This is a genomic window from Rhizobium sp. P28RR-XV, assembly GCF_012641385.1.
In the GTDB taxonomy this organism is placed as follows: domain Bacteria; phylum Pseudomonadota; class Alphaproteobacteria; order Rhizobiales; family Rhizobiaceae; genus Rhizobium.
This window is the reverse complement of the sequence record NZ_JABAIG010000001.1, coordinates 146,370-170,444: the sequence shown is the minus strand read 5'-3', so window position 1 is coordinate 170,444 and position 24,075 is coordinate 146,370. Positions and strand designations below refer to the sequence as shown.

Annotated in this window: 25 protein-coding genes; 16 read left to right on the top strand and 9 right to left on the bottom strand. The window is 59.8% G+C overall.

All coding sequences use genetic code 11. The features are described from left to right. Positions 1-10: 10 nt before the first annotated feature. Positions 11-1,465, bottom strand: a complete 1,455-nt coding sequence (locus HGP12_RS00830) for a cobyric acid synthase (RefSeq protein WP_168838669.1) — start codon at positions 1,463-1,465, stop codon at positions 11-13. A 234-nt stretch (positions 1,466-1,699) separates the two neighbouring features. Between HGP12_RS00830 and HGP12_RS00825 the strand changes: the two genes are divergently transcribed. The 5 genes from HGP12_RS00825 to bmt all read left to right on the top strand — a co-directional run bounded on the left by HGP12_RS00825 (position 1,700) and on the right by bmt (position 7,021). Beyond that, the gene (locus HGP12_RS00825) at positions 1,700-1,843 is read left to right on the top strand and encodes a hypothetical protein (RefSeq protein ID WP_168838668.1); all 144 of its coding nucleotides are present in this window, start codon (positions 1,700-1,702) and stop codon (positions 1,841-1,843) included. Positions 1,844-2,645: 802 nt separating this feature from the next. Continuing rightward, positions 2,646-3,644, top strand: a complete 999-nt coding sequence (locus HGP12_RS00820; protein ID WP_168838667.1) for an ABC transporter substrate-binding protein — start codon at positions 2,646-2,648, stop codon at positions 3,642-3,644. 248 nt (positions 3,645-3,892) lie between these two features. Then, the gene (locus tag HGP12_RS00815) at positions 3,893-4,804 is read left to right on the top strand and encodes a proline/glycine betaine ABC transporter permease (RefSeq protein ID WP_168838666.1); all 912 of its coding nucleotides are present in this window, start codon (positions 3,893-3,895) and stop codon (positions 4,802-4,804) included. Then, entirely contained in the window at positions 4,797-5,849 is a 1,053-nt protein-coding gene (locus HGP12_RS00810) for a glycine betaine/L-proline ABC transporter ATP-binding protein (RefSeq protein ID WP_168838665.1), read from the top strand. Before HGP12_RS00815 ends, HGP12_RS00810 begins: the two co-directional genes overlap by 8 nt. 158 nt (positions 5,850-6,007) lie before the next feature. Continuing rightward, a complete protein-coding gene (bmt, locus tag HGP12_RS00805; RefSeq protein ID WP_168838664.1) occupies positions 6,008-7,021 on the top strand; it encodes a betaine--homocysteine S-methyltransferase in 1,014 nt (337 codons plus the stop codon). A 118-nt stretch (positions 7,022-7,139) separates the two neighbouring features. On the opposite strand, the gene glf is transcribed toward bmt, so the two are convergent. The 6 genes from glf to HGP12_RS00775 all read right to left on the bottom strand — a co-directional run bounded on the left by glf (position 7,140) and on the right by HGP12_RS00775 (position 13,659). Continuing rightward, on the bottom strand, positions 7,140-8,315 hold the full coding sequence (gene glf / locus HGP12_RS00800) for a UDP-galactopyranose mutase (RefSeq protein WP_168838663.1): 1,176 nt from the start codon (positions 8,313-8,315) through the stop codon (positions 7,140-7,142). 36 nt (positions 8,316-8,351) lie between these two features. Next, on the bottom strand, positions 8,352-9,326 hold the full coding sequence (locus tag HGP12_RS00795) for a hypothetical protein (protein ID WP_168838662.1): 975 nt from the start codon (positions 9,324-9,326) through the stop codon (positions 8,352-8,354). Between the two features lie 79 nt (positions 9,327-9,405). Next, entirely contained in the window at positions 9,406-10,338 is a 933-nt protein-coding gene (locus HGP12_RS00790; protein ID WP_168838661.1) for a glycosyltransferase family 1 protein, read from the bottom strand. Between the two features lie 132 nt (positions 10,339-10,470). Then, on the bottom strand, positions 10,471-11,217 hold the full coding sequence (locus HGP12_RS00785; RefSeq protein WP_409526808.1) for a phosphodiester glycosidase family protein: 747 nt from the start codon (positions 11,215-11,217) through the stop codon (positions 10,471-10,473). Positions 11,218-11,284: 67 nt separating this feature from the next. Next, a complete protein-coding gene (locus tag HGP12_RS00780) occupies positions 11,285-11,977 on the bottom strand; it encodes a 4Fe-4S dicluster domain-containing protein (RefSeq protein WP_168838660.1) in 693 nt (230 codons plus the stop codon). A 101-nt stretch (positions 11,978-12,078) separates the two neighbouring features. Then, positions 12,079-13,659 carry a trimethylamine methyltransferase family protein gene (locus HGP12_RS00775; protein ID WP_168838659.1) on the bottom strand — a complete coding sequence of 527 codons (1,581 nt, stop codon included), beginning with the start codon at positions 13,657-13,659 and terminating at the stop codon, positions 12,079-12,081. A gap of 261 nt (positions 13,660-13,920) precedes the next feature. Between HGP12_RS00775 and HGP12_RS00770 the strand changes: the two genes are divergently transcribed. Continuing rightward, a complete protein-coding gene (locus HGP12_RS00770) occupies positions 13,921-14,622 on the top strand; it encodes a corrinoid protein (protein WP_047633207.1) in 702 nt (233 codons plus the stop codon). Positions 14,623-14,686: 64 nt separating this feature from the next. On the opposite strand, the gene HGP12_RS00765 is transcribed toward HGP12_RS00770, so the two are convergent. Beyond that, positions 14,687-14,848: an entericidin A/B family lipoprotein gene (locus HGP12_RS00765; RefSeq protein WP_015340221.1), complete on the bottom strand. Its 162-nt coding sequence runs from the start codon at positions 14,846-14,848 to the stop codon at positions 14,687-14,689. Positions 14,849-14,863: 15 nt separating this feature from the next. On the opposite strand from HGP12_RS00765, the gene HGP12_RS00760 reads away from it, so the two are divergent. From HGP12_RS00760 to HGP12_RS00730, 7 genes are all read left to right on the top strand, one after another. Next, entirely contained in the window at positions 14,864-15,502 is a 639-nt protein-coding gene (locus HGP12_RS00760) for a DUF1638 domain-containing protein (protein WP_168838658.1), read from the top strand. Positions 15,503-15,736: 234 nt separating this feature from the next. Beyond that, complete coding sequence (locus HGP12_RS00755) at positions 15,737-16,039, top strand: virulence factor (RefSeq protein WP_168838657.1); 303 nt, start codon at positions 15,737-15,739, stop codon at positions 16,037-16,039. Continuing rightward, positions 16,032-16,610, top strand: coding sequence for a methylenetetrahydrofolate reductase C-terminal domain-containing protein (locus HGP12_RS00750; RefSeq protein WP_168838656.1), 579 nt, complete (start codon positions 16,032-16,034; stop codon positions 16,608-16,610). The genes HGP12_RS00755 and HGP12_RS00750 overlap by 8 nt, the downstream gene beginning before the upstream one ends. Before the next feature lie 3 nt (positions 16,611-16,613). Then, positions 16,614-17,720: a methylenetetrahydrofolate reductase gene (locus tag HGP12_RS00745; RefSeq protein WP_168838655.1), complete on the top strand. Its 1,107-nt coding sequence runs from the start codon at positions 16,614-16,616 to the stop codon at positions 17,718-17,720. Positions 17,721-17,823: 103 nt separating this feature from the next. Beyond that, positions 17,824-18,789, top strand: a complete 966-nt coding sequence (locus tag HGP12_RS00740; RefSeq protein ID WP_168838654.1) for a methyltetrahydrofolate cobalamin methyltransferase — start codon at positions 17,824-17,826, stop codon at positions 18,787-18,789. Next, complete coding sequence (locus HGP12_RS00735) at positions 18,743-19,123, top strand: hypothetical protein (RefSeq protein ID WP_312862839.1); 381 nt, start codon at positions 18,743-18,745, stop codon at positions 19,121-19,123. Before HGP12_RS00740 ends, HGP12_RS00735 begins: the two co-directional genes overlap by 47 nt. A gap of 54 nt (positions 19,124-19,177) precedes the next feature. Then, on the top strand, positions 19,178-21,178 hold the full coding sequence (locus tag HGP12_RS00730; protein ID WP_168839152.1) for an ASKHA domain-containing protein: 2,001 nt from the start codon (positions 19,178-19,180) through the stop codon (positions 21,176-21,178). Positions 21,179-21,196: 18 nt separating this feature from the next. On the opposite strand, the gene HGP12_RS00725 is transcribed toward HGP12_RS00730, so the two are convergent. Continuing rightward, a complete protein-coding gene (locus tag HGP12_RS00725) occupies positions 21,197-22,096 on the bottom strand; it encodes a LysR family transcriptional regulator (RefSeq protein WP_168838653.1) in 900 nt (299 codons plus the stop codon). Positions 22,097-22,218: 122 nt separating this feature from the next. On the opposite strand from HGP12_RS00725, the gene HGP12_RS00720 reads away from it, so the two are divergent. The 3 genes from HGP12_RS00720 to HGP12_RS00710 all read left to right on the top strand — a co-directional run bounded on the left by HGP12_RS00720 (position 22,219) and on the right by HGP12_RS00710 (position 24,068). Then, complete coding sequence (locus HGP12_RS00720; RefSeq protein WP_168838652.1) at positions 22,219-22,464, top strand: hypothetical protein; 246 nt, start codon at positions 22,219-22,221, stop codon at positions 22,462-22,464. Positions 22,465-22,538: 74 nt separating this feature from the next. After that, positions 22,539-22,745: a DUF1127 domain-containing protein gene (locus HGP12_RS00715; protein WP_168838651.1), complete on the top strand. Its 207-nt coding sequence runs from the start codon at positions 22,539-22,541 to the stop codon at positions 22,743-22,745. Positions 22,746-23,048: 303 nt separating this feature from the next. Then, a complete protein-coding gene (locus tag HGP12_RS00710) occupies positions 23,049-24,068 on the top strand; it encodes a GlxA family transcriptional regulator (RefSeq protein WP_409526807.1) in 1,020 nt (339 codons plus the stop codon). Positions 24,069-24,075: the final 7 nt, after the last annotated feature.

Sequence of the window (24,075 nt, the reverse complement as noted above, 5' to 3'; positions counted from 1 at the left end):
GACCGGGGTTTTATCGAACCAGGCTATCGAGCCAGGCAGGGTCGAGCACACTCTCCAATTCCCCGGCAATGTCGTCCAGCGCCGCATCGACGCCGGCGCGATAGTCCGTGCGCTCGCCGGCAAGGCCAAAGCTTGCAAGCAGCTTTGCCCGATAGGCATCGCTGCCGAAGAGGCCGTGCAGATAGGTGCCCATGACGCGACCATCAGGCGATATCGCCCCATCGGGCCGACCGTCGATGACAGCCGAAGGCCGCTCGCAGTCGGCGCCGCGCGTCACGCCAAGATGGATTTCGTAGCCCGACAGCGGCACGTCATATTCCCTGGAGACCGCAGTGCTGTTGCGCACCGTCTTTTCCGGCGCCATTTCAGTCTCGATCTCAAGTAGGCCCAGTCCCGGCGTCTCGTTGACCGACCCCTCGATGCCGAGCGGATCATAGACCGTACGGCCGAGCATCTGGTAGCCGCCGCAAATGCCGATGACGCGGCCGCCGCGGCGCACGTGCGCGGCAATATCGCGGTCCCATCCCTGCTCGCGCAGATCGAGGAGGTCACCGATCGTGGACTTGGAGCCCGGCAGCACCACAAGGCCCGCATCATCTGGCAAGTGCTCGCCCGCGCGGACAAAGACGAGATCGACGTCGGGCTCGGCCCGCAGCGGATCGAGATCGTCGAAATTGGCGATGCGCGACAGCACGGGCACGGCGACCTTCAGTGCGCCGGAGGAGCCGCGCGCAAGCCGCTCCAAAACGACGGAATCCTCGGCCGGCAAGCGCGCCGCCGCTTTCAGCCACGGCACCACGCCGTGGCATTGCCAGCCCGTGAAGCCGCCAATGGCCTCTATGCCTTCTCCGAAGAGCGAGACATCGCCGCGAAACTTATTGATGATGTAGCCGCGGATCATCCGCCGGTCTTCTTCCGGCAGAATATGGTAGGTGCCGACCAGCGACGCGATCACGCCGCCGCGGTCTATGTCACCGACCAGTACGACGGGAACGTTGGCGCGCGTCGCAAAGCCCATATTGGCAATATCGCCCCGCCGCAGATTGATCTCGGCTGGAGAACCAGCCCCCTCGACGATGACGAGATCGGTTCCCGCACGCATCACGGCGAAGCTCTCAAGCACCGCGCCGAGCAATTGCGGCTTCAGTGCCTGATAGTCCCTCCCCTTGGCATGACCCCAAACCTTGCCCTGCACGATGATCTGGCTGCCCGTCTCCGATTGCGGCTTCAGCAGGACCGGATTCATATGCACGGATGATGGCACGCGCGCCGCCAGCGACTGCAGCCATTGAGCGCGGCCGATCTCGCCGCCATCCTCGGCAACGGCGGCATTGTTGGACATGTTCTGCGGCTTGAACGGACGGACCCTCACGCCCCTGTTGGCGAACAGCCGGCATAGCCCCGCGACCAATACCGTTTTTCCGACATCGGAGCCGGTCCCCTGCAGCATGATCGCCTTCGTCATTCCCCACCACCTCGATATGCTGCAGCCACTGAAAACGTGGAGTTTTGCCTTGATTTCGCCGCTATCTTCAACAGCCGGAAACAATGGTCACGATACAAAAATGCATCACTAAAAAATATGCTCTGTTTGCGACATTGGATGACGATTTCATCCATTGTTAGTTACGCTGGAGAAGATTATCTCCATCGCGAAAACAAACAACAAAACGGCCGACCCGGCTCGGAGGATACCCCAATGCTCTTCATCTTCAACAGACAGAATTCCATCCAGATCGCCTGGAACGGCAAGCTTCCGGTCCAGCGCCCGGAGAACCGCCTGCAGCAGCTCGACACCCGCTTCGGCACCGTCGGCTTCATCCGCACCTATAACGTCGGCTGATATCCGGTCAAGCCGCAAGCCTGCGCGCACCAAGCCGCCATGCAATCGCATCGGCGGCTTTATTTTGACCTGTGTGAAATGTCGGCCGACACGCTGGCTCGGGCCAGTCCCAAAACGGCACGCCTGAAATGCGAAAACCGCGCGATCCGGAGATCGACGCGGCTTGCCAAAAAACGCCGGCTTCCCTGCACATACATCGCAAGGTTCGCTTTCTCCGGGACGCAATACCTGATCCGAAGAAGCAGCGGTATGTCCCCCGCCACGTCTCGATTGATAAACAGACATCGTTACCGGAGGGTTATTAAGTACTTAAATTAGGGTGAATCTGAAAATTTTTTGAAAATTTTTCCCTTTGCGTTGCGAAATCGCAAAGGACGCAGATTGAACACAAAAGGTCTTTCAGGGACGCGATATTTGAGCCGCATTGAACTCCATGCCCATGGAAGCGCCTCATCGAAACCTCGCATTGCCTGTTTTGCAGCCATGAATAGCAGAAAACAGGCTAATTCAGACGCTTATATCAGCTTCTCGAAGAGGCGCGATAACTCCGCGTGGCCCGCAGGCTGTTGATTTATTCACTCAAATCCTTACGCTGCCTGTCGTCGATGCAAGAAACATCCGGCCGTGACAGAGTTGCGCGGTCGCAAAAAGACAGATGCACGACGGCAGCAAGGGGACCGTGCTCGCGTCGTCAGCGGCGTATGAACGGTTGTGGTTGGACCACGCTGACAGGGGATCGACAGAAATCGAAAGCGTTGGAGTCGATTTCCGTAACGTAACGAAAAATTGGGAGACAATATCAATGAAGAAGCTTCTCGCTTCCGCCATCTTCGCATTTGGCGCCTACGCTTTGGCTGGCTCGGCGCATGCTGCGGAATGTGGCAACGTATCGATCGCTGAAATGAACTGGGCATCCGCCGGCGTTGCCGCCCAGGTCGACAAACTCATTCTGCAAAACGGTTACGGCTGCAACGTGACCCTGGTAACCGGCGATACGCAGCCGACATTCACCTCCATGAACGAAAAGGGTGAGCCGGACGTCGCTCCGGAACTCTGGGTCAACGCCGTGCGTACCGCACTCGACAAGGCCGTATCCGAAGGCCGCCTCATCGAAGCCGCGCCGCTTCTGAGCGATGGCGGCGTCGAAGGCTGGTGGATCCCTAAATTCGTTGCCGACGCCCATCCCGATATCAAGACCGTTCAGGACGCACTGAAGCATCCGGAACTCTTCCCCGCTCCCGAGGATCCGTCCAAGGGTGCGGTCTATGACTGCCCGGCAGGCTGGAACTGCCAGATCTCCACGACCAACCTCTACAAGGCCCTCGACGGCGACAAGCTCGGCTTCACGCTGGTCGATACCGGCTCCGCCGCAGGCCTCGACGGCTCGATCGCCAACGCTTTCGAAAAGAAGACCGGCTGGCTCGGCTACTATTGGGCTCCGACGGCCATCCTCGGCAAGTACGAGATGGTTCGCCTGAGCTTCAACGTGCCGCATGACAAGAAGGATTGGGATGCCTGCACGTCGCAGCAGGATTGCGCCAACCCGAAGGTGAACTCCTATCCGGTTTCGGACGTCTATACCGTCGTAACCAAGGCCTTCGCCGAGAAGGCCGGCGTCGCCATGGACTACATGAAGACCCGCAAGTGGGATAACGCCACCGTCGGCAAGGTTCTCGCCTGGATGACCGACAACCAGGGTACCAACGAGGATGGCGCCAAGTACTTCCTCAAGACCTATCCGGACATGTGGACGAAATGGGTTTCCCCGGACGTCGCCGCCAAAGTGAAGGCTTCGCTCTAATCCCTGTCGTGGAATCGGCGGCCGGCCAACGCCTGCCGCCGATTTTGTATTCGCCGGAATCAGCAGCAACGACCCTCATTACTGACGGGATGGCGCGCCGCAAGGTCGCAACGAGTGCAGATCGGCGAAGGCAAATGTAGTAAGAATTGAAAGGCAGCCTGAAGAACCGGTCGCAGCGCTGCAATACCATCCGTGCGTGAAAGCCACACGCCGGACCAGGACAGAACCGGACCAAGAAGGGGAAATACATGGCTATTCAGTGTACGATCCTGCCGAATGTGCTCTGCAACTTTCCGGCAATAGATGAATCGCTCATACGTCTGGCGCGCAAGAATATCGATGACGGGTTTCGCGCATCCGTGCGCGCCTACGGCACTCTTATCGATGCCGTCGTGCAGCCTCTGCAATGGTTTCTGAATTATCTGGAATGGGCTTTCACCAATACGCCCTGGTTCATCGTGCTCGTCGTCATGATGCTCGTCGTCTATGCCGCCAGCCGCAATCTGAAGATTGTCGCCGGAACCGCGATCTCGATGGTCCTCATCGGCGTCTTCGGCCTTTGGACCGACACGATGATCACGCTTGCCATGGTGACGGTCTGTACGCTCATCGCCATCGTCATCGGCCTGCCGATCGGCATTTTGATGGCACGCTCCGACCGGCTCCAGTCGATCGTCAACCCGATCCTCGACGTGATGCAGACGATGCCAAGCTTCGTCTATCTCATCCCGGTCGTCGTCATCTTCGGCATCGGCAAGGTCCCGGGTCTTATCGCCGTCGTCATCTATGCCGTCCCGCCGATGATCCGCCTGACCAATCTCGGCATCCGCCTTGTGGACAAGGAGGTGCTGGAAGCAGCCGACGCCTTCGGGTCGTCGCATCGCCAGAAGCTATTCAACGTGCAGATCCCGCTCGCGCTGCCCACCATCATGGCCGGCATCAACCAGACCATCATGATGTCGCTCGCCATGGTCGTCGTCGCCTCCATGGTCGGCGTCGGCGGGCTCGGCAAGAACACGCTGCAGGCGATCAACAATCAGTTCTTTACCGTCGGCTTCCTCAACGGTTTCGCCCTGGTTGCCATCGCCATCATTTTCGACCGGACGAGCCAGGCCTATGGCAGACGGCTCCAGAAGCACTCGGAGGTCATTCATGGCTAGTCATGCGATCCAGATAAAAAGCCTCTACAAGATTTTCGGTCCGCGGGGGCGCGATTATGTCGACCGCGTCAAGGATGGTTTGGGCAAGGCCGAGCTCAACGAGACACATGGTCACGTGCTCGGCCTGCAGGATATCAACATCGACATGCCGGCCGGCGCCATCACCGTCGTCATGGGCCTTTCCGGCTCGGGCAAGTCGACGCTGATCCGCCATATCAACCGGTTGATCGAGCCGACCGCCGGCGAAGTGCTCTATGACGGCGTCGACGTCTGCAAGATGAACGAAAACCACCTGCGCGAATTCCGCCGCCACAAGACGGCGATGGTCTTCCAGAAATTCGCGCTGCTCCCGCATCGCACCGTGATCGAGAACACGATCTACGGCCTGGACATCCAGAGCGTGCCGCGTTCCGAAAGCGAGAAGAAGGGCCAATACTGGATCGAGCGCGTCGGGCTGAAGGGCTTTGAGAGGCACTTTCCGAACCAGCTTTCCGGCGGCATGCAGCAGCGCGTCGGGCTCGCCCGGGCGCTGACGAACGATGCTGATATCCTGCTGATGGACGAAGCTTATTCGGCACTCGATCCGTTGATCCGCGTGGATATGCAGAGCGTCCTGCTCGATCTGCAGAAGGAACTGAAGAAGACCGTCGTCTTCATTACCCACGATCTCGACGAGGCGCTGCGCCTCGGCGACAAGATCGCGATCCTGCGCGACGGCAAGGTCGTGCAGCAGGGAACCGGTCAGCAGATCGTGCTGCAACCGGCGGACGATTACATCACCGCCTTCGTCAAGGAGGTGAACCGTGGTCGCGTCATCCAGGCCCAGACGATCATGAAGCCGCTTGGAGGCGAGCCCGTCACCGCACGCGTGCCCGGCGACATGACGCTGGAACTCGCCGCCAAGCAGATAACCGAAGCAGGCCAGACCGGAGCGCTCGTCACCGACGCCAGCGGAAAACCTATCGGCATGATAGACCTGCAAAGCATCATCGCCGCCATGGTCACGCCCACGACCCATGAGACGACCGAGATGGCAGCGGCGTAAACACCTGTCACAGCAACGAAAAGCGCCCTGCTCGAGCGCTTTTTTCTTGTCCGATCGCCACATCGAGACAAGCGGGTCATCTAGTCATTGTGTTCACATAAAGAAATGTTTATATCTGCATCTAATATCCAGATATTCGACGCATCCGAGGACAAACCATGACCGTCGCCATCAATCCCTTGACCGATCTTCTTGCTGAAAAGGGCGTGCTGCTTGCCGATGGCGCGACTGGCACCAATCTTTTCGCCATGGGCCTCGAGGCCGGCGAAGCGCCCGAACTCTGGAACGAACAGCATCCGGAGCGGATCACGAAGCTACATCAGGATTTCGTCGATGCCGGCGCCGACATCATCCTAACCAACACGTTCGGCGGCACCCGTCACCGGCTAAAGCTGCACCACGCTCAGGATCGTGTGCATAGCCTTAACAAGGCGGCCGCCGAGATTGCACGTTCCGTTGCGGACAAGGCCGACCGCAAGGTCATCGTCGCCGGTTCGGTAGGCCCGACCGGAGAGCTGCTGATGCCGCTCGGCGCCTTGACCTATGAAGACGCCGTCGCAGCCTTCGTCGAGCAGATCGAAGGCCTCCAGGCCGGAGGCGCCGATGTCGCCTGGATCGAAACCATGTCCTCGCCCGAGGAAATCCGCGCCGCGGCCGAAGCCGCCGCCAAGGTCGGTCTGCCCTACACCTATACCGGCTCGTTCGACACGGCAGGCAAGACCATGATGGGCCTGCATCCGAAGGACATTCACGCTATCGCCACGGACATCGGCGAAGGCCCGCTCGCCGTCGGCGCGAATTGCGGCGTCGGCGCCTCGGATATCCTGTCGAGCCTTCTCGACATGACGGAAGCAGATCCCTCCGCCATCGTTGTCGTCAAGGGCAATTGTGGCATTCCGGAATATCGCGGCGCTGAAATCCACTATTCCGGCACGCCGCCGCTGATGGCCGACTATGCGCGCCTTGCGCGCGATGCCGGCGCCAAGATCATCGGCGGCTGCTGCGGTACCTCCTGCGACCACCTGGCCGCCATGCGACAGGCTCTCGACAGCTACGTGCCCGGCCCCCGCCCGACTTTGGAGACGATCATCGAAAAGATCGGCCCCTTGCGCAACAAGACCGCCAATGAAGGTGGTTCGGCGCCGGCTCGCGAACGCCGCAGACGCTCTTAATGAGCGAGAGGAAAGCCCGGCAGCCGGGCTTTCCTCTGCAAATCCGACATTTCGTCATGAGTCTTATTCGGCTCTGCCTGCAGATGCATGCCAACGCGGGCGCATGTCTGGACGCCGTCTATTTTTCACCGCCGATATCGCGCCCTTCAGTGAAATGCGGAACAATACGGCTGTCGAACGCCTTCAAGGCAGCACCGATGGCCTGATGCATGTCGAGGTATCGGTAGGTGCCGAGCCGCCCGCCGAAATGGACATTCGTCTCCGCCTCGGCACGCTCGCGGTACCGCAGGAAGACGTCCTTGTCCTGCCGCGTATCGATCGGATAGTAGGGCTCGTCCACGCGCTTCGCCGATCGTGAATATTCCCGCACCACGACCGTCTTCTCATTCTGGTAGCTGCGCTCCGGATTGAAATGGCGAAACTCGAGGATACGCGTGTAGGGGATTGTTTCATCGGCATAATTCATGACTGCCATCCCCTGGAAGTCGCCGGTATTCAGGGTTTCCTTTTCGAAGTCGATGGTGCGCCAGCCCAATTCGCCTTCCGAATAGTCGAAATAGCGATCGATGGGGCCGGTATAGACGATCGGGAGATCGGCCGGCAGCGTTGGCTTCAGCGAGAAGAAATCGACGCCCAGGGCAATCTGGATCCTCGTATGCTTCAGCATCCTCTCGAAGATCGCGGTATAGCCATCGACCGGCAGGCCCTCATATCTGTCGTTGAAGTAGCGATTGTCGAACGTGTAGCGGACCGGCAGACGCGTAATGATATGTTCAGGCAGGTCGCGTGGGTCCGTCTGCCACTGCTTGGCCGTATAGCCGCGGATGAAGGCCTCGTACAATGGCCGGCCGATCAGCGAAATCGCCTTCTCTTCCAGGTTTGCCGGATGGCGGCCGGCCATTTCGGCGGCCTGGTCGGCAATCAGTGCCCTCGCCTGGTCGGGCGAAAAGCGCCGGTTGAAGAATTGCGAGATCGTGCCGAGGTTGATCGGCATCGAATAGACCTGATCGCGATAGGTCGAATAGACACGATGCTTGTAATCGGTGAACGCCGTGAACCTGTTGAGATAGGTCCAGACCAGTTCGTTCGGCGTGTGAAAGAGATGCGCGCCGTAGCGGTGAACCTCGATGCCGGTGTCGCTATCGAACTCGCTGTAGGCATTGCCGCCGATATGGTTCCGGCGGTCGATCAGAAGAACGTTCTTCTGCAGCTCGTTTGCCACCCGCTCCGCGATCGTTGCGCCATAGAAGCCGGCACCGACCACCAGCAAGTCAACGTCGGCGAAATTGATCATGATCGCGAGACCAATCCTCTTGCCGCCGACCTACGATCAGACTTGCCCGAATACACTGAAGACCTCCAATTCGAACTTTGTTTCTTCGACGGCGATAGAGCGCCGATAGACGCCGAAATCCTCGAACCTCTCCGAGAAATTCTGGATCACGTCACCGATCGCCCTTGAAATCTCGTGCGTTCGCTGGGGATGATTGCCAAACTTGTATTTGGCCGGAATGGGCAAATCCTCGAAATTGTTGGCTGAGCCGTTCCGGCCGGTGATCACGCAGCATCCGAGCAGCGCTGCTTCCCGCGGCATGCGATCCTTGCCGGCATGCGGACCGAAGTCGACGTAAACCTTGGCTTGCGCCATGTTTTGATGGACTTCCGTCGGCGACATATTGCTCAGGATCTTGAATTCATATTGCGGACACATGGTCGCCAGTTGGCGCCCGAAAGCCTCGGCCTTGTTGTTGAACAGAACCAGATCGCGCCGCTGCTGAATCGGTTGTGGCGGCACGTTGTTTGCCAGCGTCGTAAAATCCGAGATCCGCAAGACATCGCTGAAGCCCAAAATATTGAGCTGTGCCGTGGCATAAGAGGATTGCGACAACATCTTGCAGTCGTTCTCCAGAAGGAACGGTACGCCGCCCAATGGCATCAGATGCCGCATGCCGTAATCGAAACTCAGCCACCAATAGGCCTTAGCTGCCTTCTTGAAGAGTGGAATCAGATGCGGCCATATCTCCGGAAACACCACGATCGCGTTTTCGTTATCGATAATGTAGTCCGAGCTTTCGGTCGCATAGGCCCGATATTGCGGATGGACGGCATTCTCGTATTCCCGAAATACCATCGTGGTTTCCCCCTCGGGGGATGGCATCAGGGAGTGATCGGAACCATTGGTATAGACCATTCTAGCGCTGCGCCCGATTTTGGTCAGCCGGGCGCAAAGCTGGTGAAGGGCTTCCGGGCCACCCGTCATATGATTGGGTGGGCAGAGGATGTAGATCGTTTCATTTCCAGTCATTGTCGCAATCCGCCTTCACATGTCGTTTGCCGATCCAGCCGCCGCGGGCACCCGGTTCGCTGCCAAAATCTCTAAAAACCTAGCCGCCTCTTGCCATCAAGGCGGAAAGGATGGCCGACTGCTGGCGCTCGCGCATAAGGCTGAAGCCGCGGCTTGCAATTGCCGTCCGCCTCTCGTCGTCACGAACGAGTTCGATGCAGGCTTCAACAAGCCGATCGTAATCGCAAAACGCCATTCCTTCGGCAAAAGCGGCCACTTCCGGATCCTGGATATTGCCTTCGCTGACGACGCAGGCGCCATTGGCAAGCAAGAAGGAAACGCGGCAAATCTCGAAAATCGCGGCGTCGAAATGATGCACGTTAAGGACGATTTTGGAGCGCCCGATGAGGGCGTCGCGCTCGGCGCCATATACACCGAACAGGTGAACAAGGTTCAGTCCGCTTGATTGCAGCGCCACCAGCACATTCTTGCGGCGCTCGTTGACTGAGCCGTAAAAGAGAACGTCGATATCCTTCACCGGCGCTTGGGGCACGCGCGTCAGATGCTTGTTGTATCCCACATCAAGAATTTCGGCGGGAACGCCGAACTTGGCCAGTCCCTGGCGATTACGCTCGCTATAATCGAGCACGGCGAACTTCTTGAGCAGTCCGAGATACCGATGGTTGATCCAACTGCTTTCGGCGGAGACCTGCTCCATATTCACGATGACGCTCTCAGGTGGCAGCCATTGTGCCGCGACCGACGGCAGCAAATTAGCGCCGTAAACGATCGGCGCCCGTCCATTCCAGTCTCGTGGATCGGTAACCAGAGGCGCACTGCCGCCGAGTTCGGCAAAGGCATAGTGAAGACCGAGGGCAACATCCTCGAAAGCGCGGCTGTGAATGTAGCCCTCGGGGCTGACGATCCAAATGCAGTGCCGATCCTTGTGATGCTCCCAACCGAAAGGAAAGGCTGGCAGGGCGTGCTCCGCGCCATGCGATGCGACAGTCTGTTTCTCCGCTAGCGCGTGCATGTTGATCCTTCTCAAAGACTCGCTGGAACCCCTTGCTTGAAAACTGCGCAATGGGGCTTGCTCAAACCTTACGAGGCCGAGAGCCGGTGGAGAGCTTCGGGAAGGCGATCTTGCCTGTCTATGGAAGCTGCCTTAGCCCGGCAGCATTTGCGTCACCGCAATGATCGGGCCGAGCGGAAACAGGCTGTCGCGCCTTTGCCATTCCGGAACGTCGAGGCTGGAAATGCTGCCATCGAGAAACAGCGCGTTCGGACATTTCAAATCGTCGCGGAACAGTGTCGCAAAGTCGTGAAAGCGGACAGCTCCGTCGGAAATCGCGAACACGACGAGCCCATCCACGGTGACGCCGACGCCGTTCCGTGTTTTAAGACTGGTGCTGTCGGCCAGAAATGACGGATGAAGCTTGCCATCGATGACCAGCATCGGGCCGGACTGGGTCGCGTAGAATGGCTTGGTGCCGGAAGCGGCGAAGGCCTTGCTTTCCATGATACCGGCCTTGCCCGAACCGACATAGAAGACCCCATTCGGCAATAGATGGAAATTGCCCCAGCCCTTGTTGGTGTTGATCGCCTTCACTTCGCGTCCGTTTTCGATGAAGAGACCGACGGGAGATTGGTCGTCGAGATACATGCCGCCGTTCATGGCAAAGCGCACGTAGATCCGGTCCTGGCGCAAGTCGATTTCCAGCGCCCGGAACGAGCCGTAGGGCTTGCCGCTGCGGTCGTTCTGGAAAATCTGTATATCGTAGCGGGCGGGATCGAAGGTGCAGACCGTGTAGCCATCGCCGAGATGCTGAACCTTGCGGCAGGCTTCGCCGGCCGATGCCGTGGCGGCACAGGCAAGAACGGCAAGGATGACCATCAATCGAATCAAGCGCATGGCCCCGCATCAATAGCACAAGCTTCAGAACGCATCGCAATGCGGCGAAACAAGGAATGCGTGAGGACTAAAGCTGGAGCGCCGCCATATGGAAGGCAAGCTGCTCGGCGGGATAACGATAATCGGCCCCGACCGGACAGGCATCGCGCGCAAGACAGCCGCCGGTCATGCAGCCGGCCTGCCCTTTCTGCGTGCGCAAATGCGAGCGACAGCCCTGAACATCAAAACCCGTTGGGGTCACGGATTCGGCGGGACAGGCCGTGAGACAAGGCTTCCCCACGCATAAGGCACATGGATGCGGAGAAGATGCTGCCGTCTGAGCCATCTTCAAATCGTCGGCAAATCCCAGGGCACCGCGATATCCATGCCATAGGCCGTATTCCGGATGGATCAATATGCCGAGCGGCGATGCCTGCAATCCCTCGGCTTGCATGGCCCATCGCTGGAACGGCTGCCAGGGCGGATCCGAAGGGAAATAGGCCGTTGCGCCCAACATCTGCGCGACTGGGCGGATGATCGCCTTCGACCAATTATCGAGAGGATCCCGGCGCATCCTGTTTTCGGCCATATTTCGCCAGGCCGAAAACGTCGGCCAGATCGAGCCGCCGATATTACCCAGCAGCACGACACCGCGCGCAGGCGTGCCATCCGTCAGCAACGGCCCCTCGCCTTCATTGAAGGACAAGCTGCCGCGAACGAAAACTCCGTGGACACCGAGTGTCGCACGGAGCTGTTCGAAAATGGCGGGGCCGCGGTTCATCGTGGCCCCTTATATTGATAGTGCGGCCGCCAGACTTCCTTCTGGATCAGGTCGGCGACGCGCGTCGCACCGCCTTGCTCCCTGGCGGCCTCGGGCTCTCTTCAGGTGAAGGCGTCCGGCATGGAGTCCTTGCGCTTCTGGATATAGGCGAGCAAGGCTTCGTCGATGGCCGGATCGAGCGGCGGCGCTTCGTAGTGATCGAGCCAGGAGCGGCAAAGGGCGTTGGCGCGTTCCTCGATGCGCTTCTGGCCTTCGATCTCCCACTGCTCGAAAGAATTGTTGTCGGCAAGCGCCGAGCGATAGAAGGCAGATTGGAAATTGGCCTGCGTGTGGCCGCAGCCGAGATAATGGCTTCCGGGTCCGACTTCGCGGATGGCATCCAGCGCCTGGCCATTGTCGGAGAGGTCGATACCTTCCGCCATCTTCTGCATCATGCCGAGCTGGTCCTGGTCGATCATGAACTTCTCGTAGGAGGAGACGAGACCGCCCTCGAGCCAGCCGGCCGCGTGCAGCACGAAATTCGTGCCCGCCAGCAGCGTCATGTTCAAGGTGCTGGCGGATTCATGCGCAGCCTGCGCATCCGGCACCTTCGAAGCGCAGAGCGAACCGCCGGTACGGAACGGCAGACCGAGACGGCGGGCAAGCTGTGCCGCGCCATAGGAGACGAGCGACGGCTCCGGCGTGCCGAAGGTCGGTGCGCCCGACTGCATCGAAATGGATGCGGCGAAGGTGCCAAATAGGACCGGCGAGCCCTTGCGGATCAGCTGCGTGAAGGAAGCGCCGGCCAGCACCTCGGCGAGGATCTGTGTCAGCGTGCCCGCCACCGTCACCGGGCTCATCGCGCCGGACAAGATGAACGGAGAAACGACCGAGGCCTGATTATGTCGCGCATAGACCTTCAAGGCACCGAGCATGGTCTCGTCGAACACCATCGGTGAGTTGGCATTGATCAGGTTCAGCGTCACGCAATTGTTCTCGACGAACTCGTCGCCGAAGACGATCTTCGCCATCGCGATGGTGTCTTCGGCACGCTCCGGTGCCGTGACCGAGCCCATGAACGGCTTGTCGGAATATTTGATATGGCTGTAGACCATATCGAGATGGCGCTTGTTGACCGGGATATCGACGGGCTCGCAAACCGTGCCGCCGGACGAATGCATCGACGGCGCCATATAGGCGAGCTTCACGAAATTGCGGAAATCCTCGATCGTCGCATAGCGGCGGTTGCCTTCGAGGTCACGTACGAAGGGCGGGCCGTAGACGGGCGCGAAGATCGTCGCCTTGCCGCCTACATGGGCGTTGCGGGCGCTGTTGCGCGCATGCCACGTAAATTCTTTCGGCGCCGTCTTCAGAAGTTCGCGGCAAAGTCCCTTCGGGAAATGCACACGCTGGCCACGCACGTCGGCGCCGGCTTCCTTCCAGAGCGCCAAAGCCTCCGCATCGTCACGAAACTCGATGCCGATTTCCTCGAGCACGGTGTCGGCGTTGCGCTCAATAAGCTGCAGACCTTCTTCATCGAGCACTTCATAGACACCGATCTTCCGAGTGATATAGGGGAGCGAAGGGGCCGGTCCGCCGCCGCTGCGCGAGGCGCGCCTCGCCGCGGCACCCCTGCCTTCGCCGCGCGAACGCCGTCCGCCGCCTTCTCCGCCTGCAGCCGGTTGCTCAATCATATCGTCCATGATGTTTCCTCACTCCTGCGCATGAATGCGTCTGTCATAACCCTATGCTACCCGATTCCACCAACCGGACGTTCCTTAATGCGCCAGCAATTAGCATAGGACAGACATCGGTGCGGCAATATCGACTGTTCTCCATTCGTCGCGATTGATCCGCGCGACGTCGCATTCGAAAAGAGTTTTGGCAGACTTCGGGTCTATCGGTAATAACGACACTGTTTTATACAAGCCTCTGATGCATTGCACGAAAATGGGATGGAGCGCATGTCTGACGACGAAATCATTCTCGCGGAACTTTCTGATGAAGAACTCGTGCAGCAGATGCATGATGATCTATATGACGGCTTGAAGGAAGAGATCGAGGAAGCGACGCAGATCCTTCTCGACCGCGGCTGGACGCCTTACGACGTCCTGACGCAAGCGCTTGTCGAAGGCATGCGCATCGTCGGCATCGACTTCCGCGATGGCATTCTCTTTGTTCCGGAAGTTTTGCTTTCCGCCAATGCGATGAAGGCCGGCATGGCCATCCTGCGTCCGCTGCTGGCACTGACCGGTGCACCCAAGCTCGGCAAGATGGTGATCGGCACCGTCAAGGGCGACATTCACGACATCGGCAAGAACCTCGTCGGCATGATGATGGAAGGCGCCGGCTTCGATGTCATCGACCTTGGAATCAACAATCCGGTCGAAAACTATCTCGACGCCATCGAACGCGAACAGCCCGACATTCTCGGCATGTCGGCGCTGCTGACCACTACCATGCCCTACATGAAGGTCGTTATCGACACGCTGAAGGAAAAAGGCCTGCGCGACGACTATGTCGTGCTGGTCGGCGGCGCGCCGCTCAACGAGGAGTTCGGCAAGGCTGTCGGTGCGGACGCCTATTGCCGCGACGCTGCGGTGGCGGTCGAAACCGCCAAGGAATTCATGAAGCGCAAGCACAATAGCCTGGCTGCGGGAGCCTGATTGCTTTATTTCTCCAAGCCGGCGACGAAAAGGTTGTCGCCGGCCTGCGGGCATCCCAAATGAGTTACTGAGCAGCCTTCTTGACGGTATGACCGGCATCTTCCGTCGCATTGACGGCGTTTGCCGTATCCCTGCCCATGCCACGAATGGTGTTGGAGCACGAAGCAAGCACCATAAGCACGGCGAAAGCGGCGGCGATTTTGCTTGTTGTCGATACGGTCATCATCAGGAGCCCCTTTGAATGGATGTTGATCGGCAAAATTCGGAGAAAAACCCTCCGCCCGATAAACGCGTAACAACTCAAAAAGTTCATGTGATCGCGTGCGGCGCAATCGCGCGCGAAATACTGGCGGTCGTTAGAATAAACGGGCTCGACCACATCGACCTGCACTGTCTTCCCGCAATTTACCATTCCTATCCGCAGAAGATCGCACCGGCGCTGGAACAGGCAATCGCCGATGCGCGCTCGCGCGGATTCGACAAGATCTTCATCGGCTATGCCGATTGCGGTACCGGGGGAGATATCGACAGGATTTGCGAGCGCGAGGGAATAGAGCGCCTGTCCGGCCCGCACTGTTACTCCTTCTTTACGGGCAATGAGGCTTTCGCGGCGCGTGACGATGATATCACGTCGTTTTTCCTGACCGACTTCCTGGCCCGTCAGTTCGAATCCTTCGTCATCGTCCCACTGGGTTTGGATCGTCATCCGGAGCTGCGCGACATGTATTTCGGCAACTACCGCAAGGTTGTCTACCTCTCGCAGGAGGAGGATCCCCTGCTGCAGGCAAAGGCGAAGGAAGCCGCCGCCTACCTCGGCCTGGACTACGAATATCGCTTGACCGGCTACGGCGATCTTGCCCGCGAACTGTCGGTCGTCTGATTGCGACGCCCTCTCGTTTCCTGCCGGCTGCTTCTTTGTCGCCACCGACATGCTGGACGAGTGAGGTTCATTCAATCACAGTTCGAACCCGGTAATTTCAAAGGAAAATGCTCGCTGGGGACGCTCACGGACAAGCTTTTCACGCGGCGTCGCTTTTCGGCATGTGCCGCGTCGTGGCGAGCGCAGTCCGATGGTCGGCCGGCGTGCATTCTTGTGTGAAGAGGAGATTTGTGCATGGCAGATCGCATTGTCGTCTACTGGCGGGACATTCCGGCCCAGGTGATTATCAAGAAGGGTAGGCAGACGGCAAAACGTGAGCTTTCGCTGCGCTTTACCGAAGCAATAGACATGTGTGCCATGCGCACGGGTGCCGCCGAAACGGACGACTATCTTGCCGAATGGCGCAAGGCGGATCCCGTGGCCGTTTCCGACGATCTCGAAGCCGAGGCGGACAAGGCGGCAAGCGAGCTTGAGGCCGCCTACGATCGCGAGCGGCTGGTGGCGCTGGTAAAGGCCGGGGGCCGCGACAATGGCTGATGCCGTCCAGAAGCCCGGCAACGCCGCGGCAGGTGCAAAGGCAGCCAGCGGCGCCTATACACCGGCCGGCGTCTCCCCCAATCGCCGCGCCCGGCGCAAATATACAGTCCGCCTATGGGCTGTCCGTCACTCGCGCTTCTTGGAATGGTTCTACCGTCGCTTCGCCGATGCCTTCCTCCTGCTTCATCCGCTGTGGAAAGCGTTCGGCTATGAACGCGTGGAGCGCCCGATTACCTTCATCGAACGCAATGTGAAGGGCTTCCTGTTTGATTGCCGCATGTGCGGCCAGTGCGCGCTGTCGTCGACGGGCATGTCCTGCCCGATGAACTGTCCCAAGCAGCTGCGCAACGGCCCTTGCGGCGGCGTACGCGCCAACGGCAATTGCGAGGTGGAGCCCGACATGCCCTGCGTCTGGGTGCAGGCCTGGAACGGCTCGAGGAACATGACCCACGGGGACGCGATCCTTAACGTGCAGAAACCCGTGAACCAGTCGCTGCGCGAAACATCCTCATGGCTTCGCGTCACGGCGGAAGCGGCAGCAGCCCGTGAAACGGCGAAAAAGGAAGCCTGAGCGATGTCGCATATCGATGAAAACCCGCTTGGCGTCCATCTGCCGCTCGATCCCCTGCCCGGCCATTATTCACTCGGGCGGCTGGAACGCGTCCTTCGTCGCGGCGAATTCGCGGTTACCGCCGAGTTGAACCCACCCGACAGCGCCAATGCCGAAGACGTCTACGAGCGCGCCGCGATTTTCGAAGGTTGGGTCGATGGCATCAACGCCGTCGATGCCTCCGGCGCCAACTGCCATATGTCTTCCGTCGGGATTTGCGCCCTGCTGACGCGCATGGGCTATGCCCCCATCATGCAGATCGCCTGCCGCGACAAGAACCGCATCGCCATTCAGGGCGACGTGCTGGGCGCGGCTGCCATGGGCGTGTGCAACATCATGTGCCTCACCGGTGACGGGGTGCAGGCAGGCGATCAGCCGGGCGCCAAGCCGGTCTTCGATCTCGATTGCATGTCGTTGCTCGAAACCGTGCGTATCATGCGCGACAACGGGAAATTCCTCTCCGGCCGAAAGCTGACATCACCGCCGAAAGTCTTTCTCGGCGCCGCCATCAATCCCTTCGCACCGCCTTACGACTTCCGCCCCTATCGGCTGGCGAAGAAGATCGAGGCCGGCGCGCAGTTCGTCCAGAGCCAGTATTGCTACGACGTGCCGATGTTCCGGGACTATATGAAGAAGGTCCGCGATCTCGGCCTCACCGAAAAGTGCTTCATTCTCGTCGGCGTCGGTCCGCTCGCATCGGCAAAGACCGCCCGCTGGATGCGCTCCAACGTGCCGGGCGTCCATATTCCCGATGCCGTCATCAAGCGCATCGAAGGTGCGCAGGATCAGAAGAAGGAAGGCAAGCAGCTCTGCATCGATATCATCAACGAGGTGCAGGAGATCGAGGGCGTTTCCGGCATTCACGTCATGGCCTATCGCCAGGAGGAGTATGTCGCCGAAATGGTGCATGATTCCGGTGTTCTGAAGGGCCGCCAGCCTTGGAAGCGCGAGGCAAGCCGCAGCGACGTTCTGGTTGCCGAGCGGCTGCACCAGATCAGCGAAGGCCGGGAAGAAAACCAGCAGGCGATGGCGGAAATTGCAGCCCACCATACGCCGCCGCAGGCGCATTGACTTCGATACGATAGAAGCAGGCCAGGAGAGAAACCGGCCGGCTTGTAACCCAGATCACCGCACGGTAGACCAGCTATCGGGCCAATCGACCAGAGGATCAGACATGACGCGTACCATCGTTGCCTCCGCCACCCGCGAGATCATCATAGGCTTCGACCAGCCCTTCTGCGTGATCGGCGAGCGCATCAATCCGACGGGGCGCAAGAAGCTCGCCGCCGAGATGATCGAAGGCAATTTCGACACTGTCATCAAGGATGCGCTGGAGCAGGTGGCGGCCGGTGCGACCATGCTGGACGTCAATGCTGGCGTCACTTCGGTCAACCCCAATGAAACCGAACCGGGCCTGCTGGTGCAGACGCTGGAGATCGTGCAGGGCCTCGTCGATGTGCCGCTTTCCATCGACAGCTCGGTCACGGCAGCCATCGAAGCGGCGCTCAAGGTCGCCAAGGGCCGGCCGCTGGTCAATTCCGTGACGGGCGAAGAAGAGAAGCTCGAGGCCATTCTGCCGCTCATCAAGAAATACGATGTGCCGGTCGTCGCGATTTCCAACGACGAGACCGGCATTTCCATGGACCCGGATGTCCGCTTCTCCGTCGCCAAGAAGATTGTCGAGCGCGCCATGGATTACGGCATCAAGCCGCACGACATCGTCGTCGACCCGCTCGTTATGCCGATCGGCGCTCTGGGCGATGCCGGCCGTCAGGTCTTCGCGTTGCTGCATCGCCTGCGCAACGAGCTGAAGGTCAACACCACCTGCGGCCTTTCCAATATCTCGTTCGGCCTGCCGCATCGCCATGGCATCAATGCCGGTTTCATTCCCATGGTCATCGGTGCCGGCATGACCTCGGCCATCATGAACCCCTGCCGCCCGCAGGAAATGGAGGCTGTGCGCGCCGCCAACGTGCTGAATGGCACCGACGCCAATTGCACCAACTGGATCATGACCTACCGTGATTACAAGCCGGCGGAAGCTGGCGCTGCCCCTGTCTCCACAGCCGCTCCCGCTGCCGGCGGCGGACGACGTGGCGGCCGCGCCGCACGCGCTGGCGCCGGCGCTGCGAGGGAATAGCATGGCATCCGGTCGCGGCTTTTCAAACGATCTTGCCACCCTGTGGCTGCAGTCGCCCGTCGTGATTGCGATACGGCTGCAGCAAATGTGGATGGATGCTTTGGCTGGCAATGTGAACGCGGCCGAGATGAATCGGATGATCTCCGAGAAGATGATGGCAGCGGCCGAAAGCGCCGTTGCCGTCAACGCCGCGATGATGCAGCAAGGCATCGCGGTACTGACGGCAAGCCCCACAAGCCAATCGCAGCGCCACGTCGCCGACGCGATCGCGCACGCCGCGATAGAACCCTATAGCAGGCGCGTTCGCTCGAACGCGCGCCGCCTTACAAAATAGAAAGGCTGATCCGTGGCCGAAGCCGGTGACAGCGCGAACCCTCTCGTCCTTTTCATGCCGTCCGGCAAGCGCGGTCGCTTCCCCACGGGAACCCCGGTACTGGAGGCGGCGCGCCAGCTCGGCGTCTATGTCGAGAGCGTCTGTGGCGGTCGCGCCACTTGCGGGCGCTGCCAGGTTTCGGTGCAGGAAGGCAATTTCGCCAAGCACAAGATCGTCTCTGCCAACGACCACCTTTCACCGATCGGGCCAAAGGAGCGGCGCTATGCCGAGGTGCGCGATTTGCCCGAAGGCCGCCGCCTCTCCTGCTCCGCGCTGATCCAGGGCGATCTCGTCATCGACGTACCGCAGGATACCGTCATCAATGCGCAGGTGGTGCGGAAAGCCGCCGACGAGCGCATTATTGCCCGCGATGCGGCCGTGCACATGTGTTACGTGGAGGTCGAGGAGCCCGACATGCACAAGCCGCTTGGCGATCTGGATCGCCTGAAGGCGGCCATCGCAGCGGACTGGAAATACGACAATCTCGAAGTGGATTTCCACCTCATTCCGCAGGTGCAGGCAATCCTGCGCAAGGGCGAATGGAAGGTGACGGCTGCCATTCACCGTGATCAGGACACCGAGCGTCCCCGCTTGATCGCACTCTATCCCGGCTTGAAGAACGAGGCCTATGGCATCGCCTGCGATATCGGTTCGACGACGATCGCCATGCATCTGTCGTCGCTGCTGTCGGGCAGAACCGTGGCATCGGCAGGCGCCTCAAATCCGCAGATCCGCTTCGGCGAGGATCTGATGAGCCGTGTCTCCTACGTGATGATGAACCCGGACGGCCGCGAGGCGATGACCAACGCTGTGCGCGAAGCATTGAACGGCTTGATCGACAAGGTTTGCGCCGATGGCGGCGTCTCGCGCCAGGATATTCTGAACGCCGTCTTCGTCGGCAATCCGATCATGCATCATCTTTTCCTCGGCATCGATCCGACCGAGCTTGGCGGCGCTCCCTTTGCGCTTGCCGTATCGGGGGCGGTGCATCTGAAGTCGGCGGAAATCGGACTGCCGATGAACGCCGGTACGCGGATCTACATGCTGCCCTGCATTGCCGGCCATGTTGGCGCCGACGCGGCTGCCGCAACGCTTGCCGAGGGTCCGCATCGCCAGGACGAGATGATGCTGCTGGTCGACATCGGCACCAATGCGGAGATCGTGCTCGGCAATCGCCATCGCGTTGTCGCCGCCTCCTCGCCGACCGGCCCCGCTTTCGAAGGTGCTGAGATTTCAAGCGGCCAGCGCGCGGCACCCGGTGCGATCGAACGCGTGCGCATCGATCCCGTCACGCTCGAACCGCGCTATCGCGTGATCGGCATCGAGCCATGGTCGGACGAGCCGGGCTTCGCAGACGCCGCCGCCAAGGTCGGCGTCACCGGTATCTGCGGCTCCGCCATCATCGAGGTCGTCGCCGAAATGTTCCTGACCGGCATCATCTCGGAGGATGGCGTGGTCGATGGCGCGATGGCGGCGCGCTCGCCGCGCATCCTGCAGAACGGCCGCACCTACTCCTATCTGCTGCGCGATGGCGAACCCCGCATCACGGTGACGCAGAACGACATACGTGCCATCCAGCTTGCCAAGGCCGCGCTTTATGCCGGCGTCAAGCTGCTGATGGACAAGCAGGGCATCGATCACGTCGACCGGATCGGCCTTGCCGGCGCCTTCGGCACCTTCATCGATCCGAAATACGCCATGGTGCTCGGGCTCATCCCGGACTGCGCGCTGGACAAGGTGAAGGCCGTCGGCAATGCCGCCGGCACCGGCGCGCGCATGGCTCTGCTCAACCGCGGCCATCGCCGTGAGATCGAGGAAACCGTCAGGAAAATCGAGAAGATAGAGACGGCGCTTGAATCAAAGTTTCAGGAGCATTTTGTCTACGCCATGGCCCTGCCGAACAAGGTGGACGCCTTCCCGGAACTCTCCAAGGTCGTCACGCTGCCCGAACGCAAGCAGATTTCCGATGATGGCGGAGAAGGTGGCGGTCGCAGGCGTCGCCGCAGCCGCGAATAGGAAACGGCTGGCCGCGGTTCACGCGGCCATCTTGCGCCCGATCTCGACAAAGGCCTGGCGGATGCTGTCGGCCACCGCCTTCATCGGCCCCGTCATCTGCGATGCCGTCAGCAGACGAATGTCGAAGGACGTCAGTTCCGGCAGCCCCTCGTTCGGTCCGAGAATTTCCATATCATCGGTGATGTAGGAGCGTGGGAACGGCGCGATCGCAAGATCGGAGACGATAGCGGCGCGCTGCGCCATCGTATGGGCGCTGAGATAGGAGACGCGATAGGCGCGCTTCTGTCTCTCCAGCTGCGCCATGGCTTCGGACCGCCAGATGCAGCCCTCTTCCCATATGGAAATCGGTAGCGGATCGCGACGATAGGCGGTGCCGCACTTGGCGCCGGCCCAGACGAGGCGTTCGGTATATATAACCTCCCCCTCCGTCGGGAAAGGCCGCGTCGCGCAATTGATCAGGGCCAGATCCAGCCGCTGCTCCTCGATGCGCTTCTTGAGCTGGATGCTCATATCCACGACGACATCCACCATGATGCCCGGATAGCTCTCGGAAAAGCTCTTCAGGATGGTCGGCAAGAGCCGCTCACCAATATCGTCGGGGGCGCCGAGCCGCACCACGCCGCTGAGCTCAGGCATGATGAAGCGCGAGACCGCCTCGTTGGAAAGCGCCAGAATGTTGCGGGCATAGGAAAGCAGCATCTCACCGTGCTGCGTCAGGCTCACCGAGCGCGCGTCGCGCAGGAACAGCGTCACGCCGAGCTGCTCCTCCAGCTTCTTGATCTGCATCGAAACGGCAGACGGTGTACGAAAGACGGCATCGGCGGCCGTGGAGAAATTCCCCGTTTCGGCGATCGCGACGAAGGTGCGCAGAACTTCATTGTCAAGCAACGGTATGGGCCGGCGGAGCGGAACGGTCATAACGGTTAACTTTCAATTTTTCTGATTTTAAACACCATATCATTTCATTTGTCTGAATGTCAACGAAGTCCCATATTAGACCTAATGGAAATTCACGCAGACAGCCGCAAAGGAGTAAAATCATGGCTGACACGGCATTGAGCGAAGCTTCTCGCCTCTTCACGCTCTTACGCGTCCGGAAAATTCAGCGGACGGCGCAACATACGCTTGATGAGATCGTAACCCGCTTTCCGGCTCATCTGATCGACGACGTAAACGCGCGCGGCCTGCCGCCAGATCGGACGCTGTCGATCCTCGAGCGCAAGCCCGGCAAGGTGCGTTCGTTCAAAAATACTGATGGCAACCATAAGATCTATTCGCTTGATTGATTGGTTTGCCAGATCCATATTTACACCCAATGGGCGTGACATTTTGAGCGGTTGACACTGAAAGGAACCCGGAAATGACAACGATCATCTATAGACAACCCGGCAGGATGCGGAATTCGTTTCCATCAGGCGGCAGTTACGTACCCTTCATCTCTCGCATCGCCCGTCGCTGGCAGCAATGGCGTTCGCTTCGCGAGCTTGAGTCCCTGTCCGACGACCTGCGCAAGGACCTCGGCTGGCCGGCCGCAAACGAAACGAAAAATCCGAAAGTCATGCGATGATTGCAAAAGATCGAAAGCATTGAAGGCGGCGCTCAACCCCAACGAGTGTCGCCTTTTGAACATTTAATCATCTGAACGCGCATTCCCGAATAATTTCTCGAATTACCTTCATATACATTCCTTTGCTCCGGCGGATTGCCCGCCATCCCCTTCAATCCTCTCCGTAGAGCGACATTTTTCCTGACAAGCGCAAATATCCCTTTGCGGCCGCGATTATCCATGCCAGTGTCGCTAATAGACCATCGGGCCGACGTATTTGGCGCAAGGAATACGCAATGGTCCTGGAGCATGGATTTTCACGATATGAGCAAGACTCCGATTAAGACGCGTTCCCTGGTTTTCTTCCTCGTCCCACATTTCACCATGCTGCCGTTTTCCGCCGCGATCGAGACGCTGCGGATTGCCAACCGCATGCTGGGCTACCCCGCCTATACGTGGCGATTAGCCTCCGCGGACGGCCAGAAAGTCTATTCATCCAGCGGCATCGGATTGGAGGTCAATTCCTCCCTTACCGACGAGCGCCGCTATCTCGGCGGCGAGAACCGCCCGAACATGGTGCTGGTCTGTTCCGGCATCTATGTCGAGGAATTTCACAACAAGTCGGTCAACGCCTGGCTGCGCGAGACCTATAATCGCGGCGTCGCCGTCGGCAGCCTCTGTACGGGCGCGCATGTGCTTGCTCAGGCAGGATTGCTGAACGGCAAGCGCTGTGCGATCCACTGGGAGAACCTGCCCGGCTTTTCCGAAACGTTCCCGCAGGCGGAAGTCTATGCCGATCTCTACGAGGTCGACAGCAACATCTATACCTGCGCCGGCGGCACGGCTTCGCTCGACATGATGCTGAACCTGATCGGCCAGGACTTCGGAGAAAACCTCGTCAACCGCGTCTGCGAGCAGCAGCTGACCGACCGCGTCCGCAGCCCGCACGACCGTCAGCGCCTGCCGCTGCGCGCGCGCCTGGGTGTCCAGAACGCCAAGGTTCTCTCCATCATCGAGCTGATGGAAAGCAATCTCGCCGAGCCATTGTCGCTCCTGGAAATCGCCGACGATGCCGGCCTGTCGCGCCGGCAGATCGAGCGCCTGTTCCGCCAGGAAATGGGCCGCTCGCCGGCCCGCTATTACCTTGAAATTCGCCTCGACCGCGCCCGGCACCTGCTCGTGCAATCCTCCATGCCGGTCGTGGAAGTCGCTGTTGCCTGCGGCTTCGTTTCAGCCTCGCACTTTTCCAAGTGTTATCGCGAGCTCTACAACCGCTCGCCGCAGCAGGAGCGCGCCGAGCGCAAGCTGACCATGTCGACGAACCGCACGGGGATCGTCGTCTAAAAGGCCC

What these genes read in the sequence shown, in the direction of transcription:
- HGP12_RS00785 (WP_409526808.1), bottom strand. Translation starts at nt 11,217, where the DNA reads ATGCGCTTGATTCGATTGATGGTCATCCTTGCCGTTCTTGCCTGTGCC.
- HGP12_RS00825 (WP_168838668.1), top strand. Translation starts at nt 1,700, where the DNA reads ATGCTCTTCATCTTCAACAGACAGAATTCCATCCAGATCGCCTGGAAC.
- HGP12_RS00810 (WP_168838665.1), top strand. Translation starts at nt 4,797, where the DNA reads ATGGCTAGTCATGCGATCCAGATAAAAAGCCTCTACAAGATTTTCGGT.
- HGP12_RS00775 (WP_168838659.1), bottom strand. Translation starts at nt 13,659, where the DNA reads ATGGACGATATGATTGAGCAACCGGCTGCAGGCGGAGAAGGCGGCGGA.
- HGP12_RS00780 (WP_168838660.1), bottom strand. Translation starts at nt 11,977, where the DNA reads ATGAACCGCGGCCCCGCCATTTTCGAACAGCTCCGTGCGACACTCGGT.
- HGP12_RS00820 (WP_168838667.1), top strand. Translation starts at nt 2,646, where the DNA reads ATGAAGAAGCTTCTCGCTTCCGCCATCTTCGCATTTGGCGCCTACGCT.
- HGP12_RS00770 (WP_047633207.1), top strand. Translation starts at nt 13,921, where the DNA reads ATGTCTGACGACGAAATCATTCTCGCGGAACTTTCTGATGAAGAACTC.
- HGP12_RS00720 (WP_168838652.1), top strand. Translation starts at nt 22,219, where the DNA reads ATGGCTGACACGGCATTGAGCGAAGCTTCTCGCCTCTTCACGCTCTTA.
- HGP12_RS00745 (WP_168838655.1), top strand. Translation starts at nt 16,614, where the DNA reads ATGTCGCATATCGATGAAAACCCGCTTGGCGTCCATCTGCCGCTCGAT.
- HGP12_RS00710 (WP_409526807.1), top strand. Translation starts at nt 23,049, where the DNA reads ATGAGCAAGACTCCGATTAAGACGCGTTCCCTGGTTTTCTTCCTCGTC.
- HGP12_RS00830 (WP_168838669.1), bottom strand. Translation starts at nt 1,465, where the DNA reads ATGACGAAGGCGATCATGCTGCAGGGGACCGGCTCCGATGTCGGAAAA.
- HGP12_RS00815 (WP_168838666.1), top strand. Translation starts at nt 3,893, where the DNA reads ATGGCTATTCAGTGTACGATCCTGCCGAATGTGCTCTGCAACTTTCCG.
- HGP12_RS00715 (WP_168838651.1), top strand. Translation starts at nt 22,539, where the DNA reads ATGACAACGATCATCTATAGACAACCCGGCAGGATGCGGAATTCGTTT.
- HGP12_RS00740 (WP_168838654.1), top strand. Translation starts at nt 17,824, where the DNA reads ATGACGCGTACCATCGTTGCCTCCGCCACCCGCGAGATCATCATAGGC.
- bmt (WP_168838664.1), top strand. Translation starts at nt 6,008, where the DNA reads ATGACCGTCGCCATCAATCCCTTGACCGATCTTCTTGCTGAAAAGGGC.
- glf (WP_168838663.1), bottom strand. Translation starts at nt 8,315, where the DNA reads ATGATCAATTTCGCCGACGTTGACTTGCTGGTGGTCGGTGCCGGCTTC.
- HGP12_RS00725 (WP_168838653.1), bottom strand. Translation starts at nt 22,096, where the DNA reads ATGACCGTTCCGCTCCGCCGGCCCATACCGTTGCTTGACAATGAAGTT.
- HGP12_RS00730 (WP_168839152.1), top strand. Translation starts at nt 19,178, where the DNA reads ATGCCGTCCGGCAAGCGCGGTCGCTTCCCCACGGGAACCCCGGTACTG.
- HGP12_RS00765 (WP_015340221.1), bottom strand. Translation starts at nt 14,848, where the DNA reads ATGATGACCGTATCGACAACAAGCAAAATCGCCGCCGCTTTCGCCGTG.
- HGP12_RS00790 (WP_168838661.1), bottom strand. Translation starts at nt 10,338, where the DNA reads ATGCACGCGCTAGCGGAGAAACAGACTGTCGCATCGCATGGCGCGGAG.
- HGP12_RS00755 (WP_168838657.1), top strand. Translation starts at nt 15,737, where the DNA reads ATGGCAGATCGCATTGTCGTCTACTGGCGGGACATTCCGGCCCAGGTG.
- HGP12_RS00760 (WP_168838658.1), top strand. Translation starts at nt 14,864, where the DNA reads ATGGATGTTGATCGGCAAAATTCGGAGAAAAACCCTCCGCCCGATAAA.
- HGP12_RS00795 (WP_168838662.1), bottom strand. Translation starts at nt 9,326, where the DNA reads ATGACTGGAAATGAAACGATCTACATCCTCTGCCCACCCAATCATATG.
- HGP12_RS00750 (WP_168838656.1), top strand. Translation starts at nt 16,032, where the DNA reads ATGGCTGATGCCGTCCAGAAGCCCGGCAACGCCGCGGCAGGTGCAAAG.